This window comes from Caballeronia sp. AZ10_KS36, assembly GCF_023631105.1.
GTDB lineage: Bacteria > Pseudomonadota > Gammaproteobacteria > Burkholderiales > Burkholderiaceae > Caballeronia.
The window spans coordinates 17,983-32,141 of record NZ_JALQDQ010000009.1 but is presented as its reverse complement, the minus strand read 5'-3'; the positions used below and the strand labels follow the sequence as shown (position 1 = coordinate 32,141).

The following is a 14,159-nucleotide window of genomic DNA, read 5'->3' as shown; positions in this document are numbered from 1 at the left end:
TCCTCAATCCAGTCGAAGCCGCGCTTCGGCGTAGGCGTACAGCGGGCGCCACAACAGGCGGTTGAACAGCGTCACGAAGAGCGACATCACCGCGATGCCGAGAATGATCTTCGGGTAGTCGCCATCGGCCGTGTTCTGCGCGATATAGGCGCCCAGTCCGTGCGCGACGACGCTGGTCTTGCCCCACGACACCGCCTCCGCGACGATGCTCGCGTTCCACGCGCCGCCCGAAGCGGTGATCGCGCCGGTGACGTAGTACGGGAAAATGCCCGGCAGCATGGCCTTCTTCCACCACTGCCAGCCGCGAATCTGGAAGTTCGTCGCGGCTTCGCGATAATCGTTCGGATAGGCCGACGCGCCCGCGATCACGTTGAAAAGGATATACCACTGCGTCCCGAGCACGATGAGCGGTGACAGCCAGATGTCCGGGTTCAGATGCCAGCGCACGATCACGACGACGAACACCGGAAACAGCAGATTCGCCGGAAACGCCGCGAGGAACTGCGCGAGCGGCTGGAATTTCTCGGCGAGCGCCGGGCGCAGGCCGATGAGCACGCCGATCGGCACCCAGATCACCGACGCAATCGCAATCAGCACCACCACGCGCAGCAGCGTGATGAAGCCGAGCACGAACACATTCCCGACTTCGCCCCAGGTGACGCCCGTCGCGACGAACGACACCACCTTCCAGACCACGTACGCGGTAATCACGAGCACCGCCGCGCCCCACGCGATATCGCCGGCGCGCGTGGAGGACACCGGCGCGCGCAGCGGCAGCTTCACGCCTTGCAGCGACGGCAGTTTGATCGGCACGCGCGCGGCTTTGGCGAGAATCCATCCGGCGGGCACGAGCAGGCGGTGAATCAGGCGCGTGCGGCGAATCAGGTCGAGCAGCCACGACTCCGGCGCGTTGCCCGAACTCGTGTTCTCCATGCGGAACTTGTCCGCCCACGCGACGAGCGGGCGGAACATCAACTGGTCGTAGGCGAGAATCACGACGGTCATCGCGAGAATTACCCAGCCGATCGCGCCGAGGTTGCGCTCGCCGATGGCCGCCGCGAGATACGCGCCGATGCCCGGCAGCACGATGCTGCGATTGCCGACCGTGATCGCCTCCGACGCCACGACGAAGAACCAGCCGCCCGACATCGACATCATCATGTTCCAGATGAGGCCGGGCATCGAGAACGGCACTTCGAGCTTCCAGAAGCGCTGCCAGTTGGTCAGGTGAAAGCCGCGCGAGACTTCGTCCAGGTCGCGCGGCACCGTGCGCAGCGACTGGTAGAAGCTGAAGGTCATGTTCCACGCCTGGCTCGTGAAGATCGCGAAGATGGCCGCGCACTCCGCGCCGATCACGCGCCCCGGAAAAAGCGCGAGAAAGAACGTGACGGTAAAAGAGATGTAGCCGAGCACCGGCACCGACTGGAGGATGTCGAGAATCGGCACCAGCACGAGCGACGCGCGCCGGCTCTTCGCGGCGAGCGTGCCGTAGGCGAGCGTGAAGACGAGCGACGCGACCATCGCGGCCAGCATGCGCAAGGTCGTGCGCAATGCGTATTCGGGGAGATTCGCGGGGTCGAGCGAGATCGCCTGCGTCTGCAGGGTCGAGATGGGCGCGAGCGTCTCGTGAAAGCCGACAGCGGCGAGCGCGATGATGCAGATGATCATCGGGAACGCCACGAAGTCCCAGCGGTTGGGCAGGAGCCGCCAGGCGGACGCGTTCGCCGTGCGATTCAGATTGAAACCAAATTCCATTCAAGGCCCTCCCCGTAAGGCTGTGTTACGACCGCGCCACGCGCGGATGATGCTCGAGACGGCCAATGCCGTCGCCCGGGCGAGCCCCCTCACTCCAGCTGCCGCGACGGCGCGCGATGGCGCACGACGCGTTCAACCGGTTCAACGCGTCCGGCCGCCCGGCGGACGACACGCGCTCGCGCTGAACCGAGCGACACTACACCACTCACGATGACAGGCACAACCTTCGCGCCGAACTTTGGCTCGCGGCGCGCGGCTTGTGTTGCTCATCGGCACGGCCGCGCCGAACTGAAGGCCCGGCGCAGACCGGCGCGCGCACCGTTTCGTCCTTGCAGCGCGCTTTCGGTTCGCCATCGCGTGAATGCACGCACGAATGCACGCACGAATGACGCACAAGCGGGCCGCCGCGGCAAGCGAAGTCGCGTGGTTGCGAAGCGATGTGTTGGGCGAACGCCGTTCGCAGCAATAAGGCGCTTGATAGACGACGAAAAACATCGTCCAATCTGGGCTTATCACAAACAATAAATGAGCGCCGATGCAATGCGAGACGCCAAGACCGAGTCGGAGGGCCGTCCGACGGACGCGAGACGCCATTCTGGCCGCACGCCCAAAGCTCGCGTGCATGCAGGCAAAGCCGCTGCCGCGCCTGACAGACGCAATGAACGCGCCCGGGCAAGCCGGCTGACCGCCCGCCTCAGGGCGGCGATTATCGCGTTTTTGGCCCGTGACGGCGAGTCCCCGCGCGAATCGGCCACGCCCGGCGCCCCGCTTTTCGCGAACGCGCCCGGGGCACGCGCCGAACACCCGATGGCCGCGGCGTGACGCCGCGCCACGGGCCCGACCGATGAACAAGCTCCTCCTGCACCGTGCCATCGCGACGCTTTGCCTCGCGTTGCTCGCGCTCGGGTGCTGGGCCGCCGCAGGCCTGCTGTCGGACCGGATGGTACAGCAGGAGATGACCGCGACCGTGCGCACCGAACGGCAGATGGCGGGTTCCATCGTCGACAACATGGCGCAAATCATCGCGAGCGACCTCGCCATGTCCCGCGCCATTCCCGCGACGCTCGCGCAGATGGACGTCACGCAGCGCGCGCTGTCGGAGTCGCGGCGCTACGCATCGAGCGTGCAGGCGACGGAAAGCGTGCGGCGCCAGCAGTGGATGGCCCGGCCCGGACTGGAGAAAGTGAACCGCTTCCTGCACGACGCGCAGGGCTTCTCCGGACTCGACTCCCTGTGGCTCGTGAACGAACAGGGCTACTGCATTGCGTCGAGCAACGCGGGCGAAGAAGACAGCTTCATCGGCTACGACATGAGCGCCCGCGCCTATGTCGTGCGGGCGTTGCTCGGCGGTTTCGTCGAAATGTACGGCGTCGGCCGGCTGTCGGGCGAACCGGGCATCTTCATCGCGGCGCCCGTGTACGAGGACGGGCTTCTGGTCGGCGCGGTGATCGCGAAGGTGAGCATCGACCGGTTGCGGCACTGGGTCTCGCGCCCCGGCACCTTCGTCACCGACGAAAACGGCGTCGTGGTGATGGCGCACGACGGCCGGCTCGAATATCGGGCGATGCCGGATGCGGCCATCGCACGCATGACCGCCCGCGAGCGCCTCGAACATTATCGGCGCGACGCGTTCGCGCCGCTGCGCATCGACAACGTCGGCGAGCGCATGCGGCAGTCGGCGCCCTGGCTCGCGCCCGCGCTCGCGAAGGGCTTCTTCGCCGTCAACGGCGATACCGTGCCCTCGCTCTACGACGAGCGCACCGGCCTCAATTCGGGCTTGTCCGCGCATATCGTCCACCCGCTCACGAGCTGGACCGAGATCACGCGCAACCATACTCGCGACCGCCTGCTCGTGTTCCTCACGATGCTCGGCGTCGTCACGCTCGCCGTGGTCATCGCCACGTCGTATTCCCGCGAGCGCAGGCTGCATCGCGCAACGCGTGATCTCGCGGAGCAGTTGCAATCGGCCAATACGCTCTTGTCGGCCGAAGCGCGCCACGATGCGCTCACGGGCGCCCTGTCGCGCCGCTATTTCCTCGACACGCTGCGGCAAGAGGTGGAACTGGCGCGCTCGACCGGCACGCCGCTGTCGGTCGCCATCGCCGATCTCGATCATTTCAAGCAGATCAACGACCGCTATGGGCACGCCTCGGGCGACCGCGCGCTCGAGCATTTCGCGGAAGTCTGCCGCGAGCAGCTTCGTCCGAGCGACGCAATCGGGCGGCTCGGCGGCGAGGAATTCGGCATTCTGCTGCCGCAGACTTCGCTCGCCGATGCGCAAGCCGTGCTCGAACGGCTGCGCAAGCGCTTTCATCACGAGCACTGCGCGCATCTGCCGGACGATGCGGTGCTCTCGGTCAGCATCGGCATCACCGAACAGGCGAACGACGACGCGCTCGAATGGATGCTCTCGCGCGCCGATCTCGCGCTCTACGAGGCCAAGTCGCGCGGGCGCGACCGCAGCGAAGTGCGCCCCGCCGACCCGCCGCCCACGCGCCACACCGAAGACTCGCTCGCCGGCAAATAGCGCCGCCGGCATGTCCCTCGTCGCCACGCGGACATGTCCGCGCAGGTATCATCCGTCCTTGGGGTTTCGACTGCGTGGCTGTTATCGGGAGGATTGCATGAAGGGAAATCTGGTCATCGTGTGCCGCGATCAGGACGCTGAAACGTTCGACCAATTGCTCGCGGAGTACGGGTCGTTCCAGACGCGGCTGTCGTCCACCGCGTGGTATCTGAAGATCGACCTCGCGCCGGAAGTGATTCAGGAGGAGATCCTGTCGCGCCTCGGCAAGTACACGACGCACTACATCTTCGAGGCGTCCACCGTGACCTACAACACGGTGGATAGCGAGGCGGCCTCGGCACTCCAGACGCTGTTCGACTGAGCCTCGCGGAAGCACGCGCGCGTCGTCAGAACGCGCGCTCCTCGTGCGGCGCTCCGGCGCGGCGCGGCGGGACCGTTCGGGCGGCGGGATCGAACGGAAAGGTCATCGCGACCTGCAAGCCGCCATCGACTTGATTGCCGATCTCGCACTCGCCGCCCGCGCGCCGCGCGAGCCGCTCCACGATGGCGAGTCCGAGGCCGCTATGCCCGCTGCCGCCGCGCGCCGGATCGAGCCGCACGAACGGGCGGCTCGCCTTGATGAGATCGTCGGGCGCAATGCCCTTGCCGTGGTCCGACACGGACAGCACCCAGCCTTTGGCCTCGCGCCGCGTCTCGATGACGATGGGCGGCGCGCCATACGCATGTGCGTTGTCCAGCAGGTTCGAGAGCAGGCGGTCGAGCGTCGCGGCCGGCAACACGAAGCCCGGCCCCGCTTCGAGCTTCAGACGCACGGTATCCGCGCCCGGCGCGACCGCGCGATACGCCCGCGCGACGCGCTCGCACTGCTCATCCACCGCGACCGGCTCGCTGCCGTCCGGGCGGTCGTGCGCGAAGACCAGAAACTGATCGACGATATGCGCCATGGAATCGACGTCGCGCACCACGCCGTCGCGCGTTTTTTCGTCGTCCATCATTTCGGCGCGCAGGCGCAGGCGCGCAAGCGGCGTCTTCAGATCATGCGCGACGCCCGCCAGCATCACGGCGCGGTCGCTCTCGCTTTGCGACACTTCGCGCACCATCTGATTGAAGCCGTGCGTGAGCTGGCGCAGCTCGCGCGGGCCGCGCTCCGGCACCGGCGGCGTGGGCTGCCCGCGACCGAAGCGCGCGACCGCCTGCGCGAGCGAGCGCAACGGCGACTGCAACTGCCACGCGGCGAAGAGCGCGGCCAGCACGGCCGTCGAAAAGATGATGGCAAGCCACACGAGCATGCGATCGCGCGAGCGCGGCGGGCGCAGCGGCTGCACCGGCACGACGATCCAGCCCGCGTCCTTCGCGCCGTGAACCCAGACGCTCGGCGGCGCGCCGGGCGGGCCGGGGCGCACGTCGGTGCCGTCGGGCAAGCGGTCTTTCATGTCCTCGATGAAACGCGAGAGCGGACGCGGAAGCTCGTCGCCGCTCGCGGGCTGCGGCGCATCCGCGGCCTGCAGCGGCACGATGCGCACGCGCGAGGGCAACGGCTGCTCCGGATTGTTGGCGATGTGCTGCCGCACCGCTTCGACGAGGAACGCCGCTTCTTCGACCGCGTAGCGCGTTTGCGAGTAGTCCCGCTCGACGCGGATGACGGCGAACCACGCGAGATGCGAAAGCACCAGCACGCCGATGACCAGAACGACCAGCCGGCCGAACAAAGAATCAATGGGCCGGCGCATTTTGCTCGCCGTCGGGCACGAACACGTAGCCGCGTCCTCGCACCGTCTGAATGAAGCGCGGCGCGGAAGGATCGCTTTCCAGAATGCGCCTCAGGCGCCACACCTGCACGTCGATGCCGCGGTCGGTGCCGTCGTATTCCGGGCCGTGCAGCAGTTCGAGCAGGCGCTCGCGCGTGAGCGTGCGCATCGGGTGATTCACGAAAATCTTGAGGAGCGCGAATTCGCTGCCGGACAAGGTGATCGGCTTTTCGTCGTGTTGCAGCGTGCGCGACTGGAAGTCCAGCCGGAAGCGGCCGAACGAATACGGCTCGCGCTGCTCGGGCGCGGCGGACGGAATGGTGCGGCGTCGGCGCAACACGGCCTGCACGCGCGCGAGCAGCTCGCGCGGGTTGAACGGCTTGCCGAGGTAATCGTCCGCGCCGAGTTCGAGACCGACGATGCGGTCCACGTCGTCCGCGCGAGCGGTCAGCATGATGACGGGAATGTCGTCGCCCGATGCGCGGAGCTTGCGCAGCGCCGTCAGACCGTCGACGCCCGGCATCATCAGATCGAGAACGATCAGATCGGGGCGCTCGCGCTCGATACGGCGTTCGAGCGAACCGGCGTCGTGCAGCACCGATACCTCGATGCCCTGCCGGACCAGATAATCGCGCAGGAGGTCGCGCAGTTCGGCGTCGTCGTCGACGACTAAAATTTGTGTAGTCATGAGAGGGAGTTTAGCGCGGGAGTCCCGGCCGGTCGGCGGTCTGTCGCGCCGCAAAGGGTTACGGGGTGTTACCGCGAAAGCAGCGCGTAAACCAGCGTAATACGAAACGCCGCCTTGGTAACACGCGCGCCGGCACGAGCCACTACGCTGTGTTTCACCGACCAAGCGCGGTCTCAACGAAATCCGCGCATTCGGCTCCGACATCAATCAGGGAGTCTCACGATGAGCAAGCAATATCGCATTCTCGCCGCCGCTGCCACCGCACTCGCGCTGACCTTCGGCGCGGCCCACGCCGCCACCAACGACGCGCCGAACGCGCCGCCGCCCGGCGCTCCGGGCATGATGGGCGGGCCCGGCATGATGGGCGGTCCTGGCGGTCATCACATGGAAATGCGCATGCAGAAGCAGCTCGACCAGTTGCACGGCCAGCTGAAGCTGAATGCGGATCAGGAGAAGCTGTGGCAGACGGCCATCGACACGATGAAGCAGAACCACAAGGCCATGCGGGAGAGCCATCGCCAGATGCACGAGCAGTTCCAGTCGATGCAGAACCAGCCGATTCTGGACCTGAACGCGATGCACGCCGCGCATCAGAAGCTCGAGCAGCAGCAAATGCAGTTGCACGAGCAGACGGCGACCGCCTGGCTCAATTTCTATAACGCGCTGAACGACCAGCAAAAGACGACCGTGAGCACGGCGCTCAAGCAGCACTTCGCCCGCATGCATGAGCATCAGCAGAAGATGCACGAACGCTGGGGCAAGCATCGCGGCGGGCCGGACGCCGCTCAGGCCGCGCCGGGCGCGCCGGGCGCCTCGGCGACTGCGAAGCCCTAAGCGGTTCTTGCAGGCGCAAAAAAACCGCGGGCGCGAGCCCGCGGTTTCTCACATCAATGGCCGATCAAGCCAGATCGAACAGCAGCACTTCCGCCCGCTCGCCGCCGTCGATGGTCACCTTGGCGATATCCTCGATCTTCGCGGCATCGCCCGCGCCGAGCGCCTCGCCGTTCACCGACACCTTGCCGCGCGCCACATGCACATAGACGCGGCGGCCCGCCGGCACGTCGAACTCGGCGCGCTCGGCGCCATCGAACAGGCCCGCGAAAATTCGCGCGTCGGCGCCCATCTTCACCGAGCCGTCCGTGCCTTCGGGCGAAGCGATCACGCGCAGGCGGCCGCGCTTTTCGTCATCGGCGAAACGCTTTTCCTCGTAGCCCGGCGCGCCGCCCGGCGCATCCGGAATGATCCAGATTTGCAGGAAGTGCGCCGTTTCGGTCGGCGAGCCGTTGAACTCGCTGTGCCGCACGCCGGTTCCGGCGCTCATGCGCTGCACGTCGCCGGGGCGGATGGTCGATCCGTTGCCCATGCTGTCGCGATGCGCGAGCGCGCCTTCCAGCACGTAGCTCACGATCTCCATGTCGCGATGACCGTGCGTGCCGAAGCCCTGTCCGCCCGCGACGCGGTCTTCGTTGATCACGCGCAGCGCGCCGAAGTGAACGTGCTCCGGATCGTGGTAGTCGGCGAACGAGAAGCTGTGATACGAGTCCAGCCAGCCGTGGTTGGCGTGACCGCGTTCGTTGCTGCGGCGAATCTCGAACATGTTGTGCTCCCGGTGTAGACGTTGAACTGCGATGGAGACAATGTAAGGGCGGCCGCCTGCCGGAACAACGAGCGCAACGGCACTACACCGTCCCGCCGATGGAGGTAATCGGACTTGTCCGGCTATCGCCGCGCACACGCCGGGTTCGGGTAAAATACCGCGCTTTTCGGGCGGCGGCGGTGTGCAGCGCCTTCGGAAACACGGACATTCGGGGCATTCGCGGCATCCACGACATTCGCGGCATTCGCGGCGTTCGCGTTTTGGGCGTGCTCGCCAATTTTGGCCACCTAGAATACGGACCGCCGGCGGACCGCCAGCGCGCGAGCCACGAGCGGCGCCGGAAAGAAACGAGACCATCCGCGTCGGAGCTTCATCGAGGTCACGCTCACGAGCCGCGCGTAGGCAGCCGAATTCGGCAGCGAATGGCGGCGGCGAAATCGCGGCGGCGAGCCGCTTCGTGCGCGCGTGGAATGGCGCACCTTATCAAGGAATCACCATGTTGCAAGGCTACGGTCCGCTGATCCTCGCGGGCACCTGGCAGACCGTCAAGCTCGCGGTGCTGTCGCTGGCGTTCGCCTTCGTGATCGGCCTCATCGGCGCGGCGGCGAAGCTCTCCAAGAGCCGTATCGCGTCGGGCATCGGCACCGTCTATACGACGCTGATTCGCGGCGTACCCGATCTCGTGCTGATGCTGCTGCTCTTCTACAGCATCCAGATCTGGCTGAACTTGCTGACCGACCACCTCGGCTGGGATCAGATCGATATCGATCCGTTCCTCGCGGGCATTCTCGTGCTCGGCTTCATCTACGGCGCGTACTTCACGGAAACGTTCCGCGGCGCGTTCCTTTCGGTGCCGCGCGGCCAGCTCGAAGCGGGCGCGGCCTACGGCATGACGCCGTGGCAGACCTTCTCGCGCATCATGTTTCCTCAGATGATGCGCTTTGCGCTGCCCGGCATCGGCAACAACTGGCAGGTGATGGTGAAGGCGACCGCGCTGGTGTCGATCATCGGCCTCGCGGACGTCGTGAAGGCCGCGCAGGACGCCGGCAAAGGCACGCAGCGGTTCTTCTTCTTCACGCTGCTCGCGGGCGTCGTCTATCTCGCCATCACCACGATCTCGAACTTCGTGTTGATCTGGCTGGAGCGGCGCTACTCCATCGGCGTGCGCAAGGCGGACCTGTAACCAGCGGCATTCGGACATCCAGCCTTATTCCAGTATCAGAGAGCGGCGGACTTCATGATCGAAATCATCCAGGAATTCTGGAAGAACTACCTTTTCACCGACGGCTACCGCATTACCGGTCTCGCCATCACGATGTGGCTGCTCGTGGTGTCCATCGGACTCGGGTTCTGCCTCTCCGTGCCGCTCGCCGTGGCGCGGGTGTCGAAGAACAAGCTGCTCTCGCGCAGCGTCTGGCTGTACACCTACGTGTTTCGCGGCACGCCGCTCTATGTGCAACTGCTGCTCTGCTATACGGGCCTCTACAGCCTGCAGGTCGTGCGCGATCACATGCTGCTTTCCCAGTTCTTCCGCAGCGGCATGAACTGCACGTTGCTCGCGTTCACGCTGAACACCTGCGCCTACACGACGGAAATCTTCGCCGGCGCGATCAAGGCGACGCCCTATGGCGAGATCGAAGCGGCGCGCGCGTACGGCATGTCGAGCTTCACGCTGTATCGCCGCGTGATTCTGCCGTCGGCGCTGCGCCGCGCGCTGCCTTACTACAGCAACGAAGTCATTCTTATGCTGCACGCGACGACCGTCGCGTTCACGGCGACCGTGCCGGACATCCTGAAGATCGCGCGCGACGTGAACTCCGCGACGTATCAGTCGTTCGAGGCGTTCGGCATCGCCGCCCTGCTCTATCTCGTCATTTCGTTCGCGCTCGTGTGGCTGTTCCGCCGCGCCGAACATCGCTGGCTCGCGTACCTGCGGCCGCAAGGCAAATAAGTCAGGCAATCGGCCTACAGGACCGCACATGAATTCCCAGAAGCACAAGCTTTTCGTCGACGACATTCACAAGCAGTACGGCAGCAACGAAGTCCTGAAAGGCGTCTCGCTGAAGGCGAACGCCGGCGACGTGATCAGCATCATCGGGTCGTCGGGATCCGGCAAGAGCACGATGCTGCGCTGTATCAACTTCCTCGAGCAGCCGAATCGCGGGCGCATCTTCGTCGACGGCGCCGAAGTGCGCACGATGTTGGACAAGACCGGCGCGTTGAAGGTCGCGGACGCGAAGCAACTGCGGCAGGTCCGCTCGAAGCTCTCGATGGTCTTCCAGCACTTCAACCTCTGGTCGCACATGAACGTGCTCGAGAACGTGACCGAAGCGCCCGTGAACGTGCTCGGCCTGCCGAAGAAGGAAGCCGAGGATCGCGCCCGCACGTATCTGGAGAAGGTCGGGCTCGCGCCGCGACTGGAGAAGCAGTATCCGTCGCACTTGTCGGGCGGTCAGCAGCAGCGCGTGGCGATTGCCCGCGCGCTCGCCATGCATCCGGATGTGATGCTCTTCGACGAACCCACGTCCGCGCTCGACCCGGAACTGGTCGGCGAAGTGCTGAAGGTGATGCAGACGCTCGCCGAGGAAGGCCGCACGATGATCGTCGTCACGCACGAAATGGCGTTCGCGCGCAATGTGTCGAACCATGTCGTGTTCCTGCATCAGGGGCGCATCGAAGAAGAAGGTCGCCCGAACGAGGTATTCGCTCAACCGAAGAGCGAGCGGCTCAGGCAGTTTCTCTCGGGTAGTCTCAAGTAGCTGCCGCACACTTCTCTAGAAAAAGCGCCCCCGAGGCGCTTTTTTTTCGCCCCCGAGCCCCGCCCGACGGCCCTTCCAGCCCGTTTCCGCCACCTAGCGCCGACACGTCCGCGCGTCAATAGGCGTGAAACCTGACCCCGAAACTTTCCCGAGCGCAGAGCCTTGCTGCATAAGGCTCTGCGGGCCGTTTCCCATGCTTTGGGTCGCGTCCACGCCACAATGGCTTTGCGTTTTTGACACACCGCATCGGCGAGCGTCAAATTCCTTTGGCGAGTGTGACGTAATTTGTTAAATTGGTAACTAAAGTACCAAAACGAAGTGCACAAAAAGTAGTTTTACTTCAAAACAAAGTGAGGAAACGCCAGTCGACGGACCGGCGTCAGATTCGCGCACGACGCGCGAGTCATCACGAGCACTGTCGTTACGCGTGTGTCGTTCCTCGAAAAACAATTTCCGGTTGGATGCGCCCGCATCGAACCGCACACGGCAGCACTTGGTTCTATTTCTTGACAGGGTTGGAGGAGATGATGAAGAAAGCTTTGCTCGCGGCAGCAGCACTGCTGACGTTCAGCGCGGTGGCTCAGGCTCAAAGCAGCGTGACGCTGTATGGCCGCCTGGATGCCGGCCTGGAGTACATGAACGGCGTGCCGACCGGCGTCGGCGCCAACGGCGCGGCCACCGGCTCGTCGCACCGCTTCCGTGCGGAAAGCGGCGACTGGGGCACGAGCCTCTGGGGCATGAAGGGCGTCGAAGACCTGGGCGGCGGCTATCGCGCCGTGTTCCAGTTGGAAGGCAGCTTCAACACCATGACGGGTCAAGGCCCGGGCGGCGGCGGCCTCTTCAATCGTTGGGCGACGGTCGGTATCGCGAACAACAACTTCGGTACGCTGCTGTTGGGCCGCGAACTCTTCATCGCTAACGGCGTGTGGGACTTCGATCCGTTCGGTCAGTCGAACTGGTCGTCGGCTTCGCTGGTGCGTGGCCGCAACTGGCCGCAATCGAGCAACAACATTTCGTACCAGTCGCCGAAGTTCGCGGGCTTCGACTTCTACGGCCAGTACGCACTGTCGAACGCGACGAACTGGAACGGCAACGGCACGACGCCGCAAGGCCGCGAAGGTGGCGCGTACATCACGTACACCACGCCGCTCTTCCAGATTCGCGGCATGTACGACGAAATCCGCAACCCGGCCAACGGTACGCTCGGCGGCGCCTACAACGCGCTCAACGGCGGCACGAACAACGGCAACGGCGTCTACGCGTACTCGCGCGAGTACACGGCGATGTTCAACCTGTTCCTCGGCCAGTTCAAGGTTCAGGGCGCTTACCAGGCGATCCGCTCGTCCGGCATGGTGGGCCAGTTGCCCGGCCAGCCGACCACGCTCGACCACGAATGGGGCGGCGTGACGTGGCAAGCAACGCCGGCGGCGGCGCTGATCGGCGCGGTCTACCACGTGAACGGCAACAACGGCGCGGGTAACGCGACCATCTACACGGTCGGCGGCTCGTACAACCTGTCGAAGCGCACCCTGTTCGACCTGCAGGTCGCGACGGTGCAGAACAGCAAGAGCGCCAACTACGGCCTGAACGCCAACAACTTCGGCACGGCTGCCGCGACGGACAACCCGTTCGCCGGCCACAGCCAGACGGGCGTCTATGCCGGCATTCAGCACTCGTTCTAAGCGAGTCTGAACCGAGAATAGTTCTATAAGGTTTTCACGCTGCTGCGAGAGGCGCGTATCGGTGCGGTGCCCGAAAGGGTGTCGCACCGTTTTTTATTGGCGGCTCGACTGACGCATGCGTGCGGCGGCTTGTTGCCGCGTTTGTCAAATTGAATCAAAAGTACAAAGCCGACCCTCCGAAAATGTAGTTCTCCTTCAAAATTCCGACGGCAGTTGGTTCACTTTTGACAGGAGTCGGAGGAGATGATGAAGAAGGCTTTGCTTGCAGCGGCGGCGCTGCTGACGTTCGGCGCGGCGGCGCATGCCCAAAGCAGCGTGACGCTGTATGGCCGCCTGGACGCGGGACTCGAATACATGAACGGCGTGCCGACCGGGGCGGCGAAGAACGTCACGGCAAGCCGCATTCGTGCCGAAAGCGGCGACTGGGGCACGAGCCTTTGGGGCTTGAAGGGCGCCGAAGATCTGGGCGGCGGCAATCGCGCCGTGTTTCAGTTGGAAGGCAGTTTCAACACCATGACGGGTCAGGGCCCGGGCGGCGGCGGCCTCTTCAATCGCTGGGCGACGGTCGGTATCGCCAACAACAGCTTCGGCACCGTGCTGCTCGGCCGCGAACTGTTCGTGTCCAACGGCGTGTGGGACTTCGATCCGTTCGGCCAGTCGAACTGGTCGTCGGCTTCGCTGGTGCGTGGCCGCAACTGGCCGCAATCGAGCAACAACATCTCCTACCAGTCGCCGAAGTTCGCAGGCTTCGACTTCTACGGTCAATACGCGCTCTCGAACGCGACCAACTGGAACGGCAACGGCACGACGCCGCAAGGCCGTGAAGCGGGCGCGTACGTCACGTACACGTCGCCGTATCTGCAGGTGCGCGGCATGTACGACGAGATCCGCAATCCCGCCAACGGTCAGCTCGGCGGCAGCTATGGCGCGACTCAGGGCGTCTACGCCTACTCGCGCGAGTACTCCGCCATGGCCAACGTGTTCCTCGGCCAGTTCAAGGTTCAGGCGGGTTATCAGGCGATTCGTTCTTCGGGCATGACCGGCCAGTTGCCGGGCGAGCCGACCACGCTCGACCACGAATGGGGCGGCGTGACGTGGCAGGCGTCGCCGGCCGCGGCGCTGACCGCCGCCGTCTATCACGTGAACGGCAACAACGGCGCAGGCAACGCGACGATGTACACCGTCGGCGGTTCGTACAACCTGTCGAAGCGCACGTTGTTCGACCTGCAAGTCGCCACCGTTCAGAACAGCAAGACGGCGAACTACGGCCTGAACGCGAACAGCTTCGGCACCGCTGCGTCGACGGACAATCCGTTCCCCGGCCGCAGCCAGACGGGCGTGTACGCTGGCATTCAGCACTCGTTCTAAGCAGCGCGTTTGATTCAACAAGTACCATAGAAAAA

General features: G+C 65.0%; 12 protein-coding genes. 8 read left to right on the top strand and 4 right to left on the bottom strand.

All coding sequences use genetic code 11. From position 1 onward, the window contains the following. Positions 1-3: 3 nt before the first annotated feature. Entirely contained in the window at positions 4-1,755 is a 1,752-nt protein-coding gene (locus NCR35_RS05295) for an ABC transporter permease (RefSeq protein WP_250533453.1), read from the bottom strand. Between the two features lie 844 nt (positions 1,756-2,599). On the opposite strand from NCR35_RS05295, the gene NCR35_RS05290 reads away from it, so the two are divergent. Together NCR35_RS05290 and NCR35_RS05285 are read left to right on the top strand one after the other, a co-directional pair. After that, positions 2,600-4,282, top strand: coding sequence for a sensor domain-containing diguanylate cyclase (locus tag NCR35_RS05290; protein WP_250533452.1), 1,683 nt, complete (start codon positions 2,600-2,602; stop codon positions 4,280-4,282). A 97-nt stretch (positions 4,283-4,379) separates the two neighbouring features. Continuing rightward, the gene (locus NCR35_RS05285; protein ID WP_175939818.1) at positions 4,380-4,643 is read left to right on the top strand and encodes a double-stranded DNA-specific endonuclease; all 264 of its coding nucleotides are present in this window, start codon (positions 4,380-4,382) and stop codon (positions 4,641-4,643) included. A 25-nt stretch (positions 4,644-4,668) separates the two neighbouring features. Here NCR35_RS05285 and NCR35_RS05280 read toward each other — a convergent pair whose 3' ends face one another. Both NCR35_RS05280 and NCR35_RS05275 read right to left on the bottom strand, forming a co-directional pair. Continuing rightward, a complete protein-coding gene (locus tag NCR35_RS05280) occupies positions 4,669-6,012 on the bottom strand; it encodes an ATP-binding protein (protein WP_250533451.1) in 1,344 nt (447 codons plus the stop codon). Beyond that, a complete protein-coding gene (locus NCR35_RS05275; protein ID WP_175939816.1) occupies positions 5,996-6,718 on the bottom strand; it encodes a response regulator in 723 nt (240 codons plus the stop codon). Before NCR35_RS05275 ends, NCR35_RS05280 begins: the two co-directional genes overlap by 17 nt. A gap of 222 nt (positions 6,719-6,940) precedes the next feature. Here NCR35_RS05275 and NCR35_RS05270 point away from each other — a divergent pair, with 222 nt between their 5' ends. After that, positions 6,941-7,552 (top strand): Spy/CpxP family protein refolding chaperone, encoded by a 612-nt coding sequence (locus tag NCR35_RS05270; RefSeq protein ID WP_250533450.1) that lies wholly within the window; start codon positions 6,941-6,943, stop codon positions 7,550-7,552. Between the two features lie 64 nt (positions 7,553-7,616). On the opposite strand, the gene NCR35_RS05265 is transcribed toward NCR35_RS05270, so the two are convergent. Then, positions 7,617-8,315 carry a pirin family protein gene (locus NCR35_RS05265; protein ID WP_250533449.1) on the bottom strand — a complete coding sequence of 233 codons (699 nt, stop codon included), beginning with the start codon at positions 8,313-8,315 and terminating at the stop codon, positions 7,617-7,619. Between the two features lie 496 nt (positions 8,316-8,811). On the opposite strand from NCR35_RS05265, the gene NCR35_RS05260 reads away from it, so the two are divergent. The 5 genes from NCR35_RS05260 (at position 8,812) to NCR35_RS05240 (ending at position 14,124) form a co-directional block, all read left to right on the top strand. Beyond that, complete coding sequence (locus NCR35_RS05260) at positions 8,812-9,498, top strand: ABC transporter permease (RefSeq protein ID WP_250533448.1); 687 nt, start codon at positions 8,812-8,814, stop codon at positions 9,496-9,498. A 54-nt stretch (positions 9,499-9,552) separates the two neighbouring features. Continuing rightward, positions 9,553-10,266 carry an ABC transporter permease gene (locus tag NCR35_RS05255; RefSeq protein ID WP_250533446.1) on the top strand — a complete coding sequence of 238 codons (714 nt, stop codon included), beginning with the start codon at positions 9,553-9,555 and terminating at the stop codon, positions 10,264-10,266. Positions 10,267-10,294: 28 nt separating this feature from the next. Beyond that, on the top strand, positions 10,295-11,074 hold the full coding sequence (locus NCR35_RS05250; RefSeq protein WP_175939811.1) for an ABC transporter ATP-binding protein: 780 nt from the start codon (positions 10,295-10,297) through the stop codon (positions 11,072-11,074). Positions 11,075-11,601: 527 nt separating this feature from the next. Beyond that, positions 11,602-12,756, top strand: coding sequence for a porin (locus NCR35_RS05245; RefSeq protein ID WP_175940619.1), 1,155 nt, complete (start codon positions 11,602-11,604; stop codon positions 12,754-12,756). 246 nt (positions 12,757-13,002) lie between these two features. Continuing rightward, positions 13,003-14,124: a porin gene (locus NCR35_RS05240; protein ID WP_250533609.1), complete on the top strand. Its 1,122-nt coding sequence runs from the start codon at positions 13,003-13,005 to the stop codon at positions 14,122-14,124. Positions 14,125-14,159 lie beyond the last annotated feature (35 nt).

What these genes read in the sequence shown, in the direction of transcription:
- NCR35_RS05275 (WP_175939816.1), bottom strand. Translation starts at nt 6,718, where the DNA reads ATGACTACACAAATTTTAGTCGTCGACGACGACGCCGAACTGCGCGAC.
- NCR35_RS05270 (WP_250533450.1), top strand. Translation starts at nt 6,941, where the DNA reads ATGAGCAAGCAATATCGCATTCTCGCCGCCGCTGCCACCGCACTCGCG.
- NCR35_RS05240 (WP_250533609.1), top strand. Translation starts at nt 13,003, where the DNA reads ATGAAGAAGGCTTTGCTTGCAGCGGCGGCGCTGCTGACGTTCGGCGCG.
- NCR35_RS05290 (WP_250533452.1), top strand. Translation starts at nt 2,600, where the DNA reads ATGAACAAGCTCCTCCTGCACCGTGCCATCGCGACGCTTTGCCTCGCG.
- NCR35_RS05285 (WP_175939818.1), top strand. Translation starts at nt 4,380, where the DNA reads ATGAAGGGAAATCTGGTCATCGTGTGCCGCGATCAGGACGCTGAAACG.
- NCR35_RS05280 (WP_250533451.1), bottom strand. Translation starts at nt 6,012, where the DNA reads ATGCGCCGGCCCATTGATTCTTTGTTCGGCCGGCTGGTCGTTCTGGTC.
- NCR35_RS05295 (WP_250533453.1), bottom strand. Translation starts at nt 1,755, where the DNA reads ATGGAATTTGGTTTCAATCTGAATCGCACGGCGAACGCGTCCGCCTGG.
- NCR35_RS05250 (WP_175939811.1), top strand. Translation starts at nt 10,295, where the DNA reads ATGAATTCCCAGAAGCACAAGCTTTTCGTCGACGACATTCACAAGCAG.
- NCR35_RS05245 (WP_175940619.1), top strand. Translation starts at nt 11,602, where the DNA reads ATGAAGAAAGCTTTGCTCGCGGCAGCAGCACTGCTGACGTTCAGCGCG.
- NCR35_RS05265 (WP_250533449.1), bottom strand. Translation starts at nt 8,315, where the DNA reads ATGTTCGAGATTCGCCGCAGCAACGAACGCGGTCACGCCAACCACGGC.
- NCR35_RS05255 (WP_250533446.1), top strand. Translation starts at nt 9,553, where the DNA reads ATGATCGAAATCATCCAGGAATTCTGGAAGAACTACCTTTTCACCGAC.
- NCR35_RS05260 (WP_250533448.1), top strand. Translation starts at nt 8,812, where the DNA reads ATGTTGCAAGGCTACGGTCCGCTGATCCTCGCGGGCACCTGGCAGACC.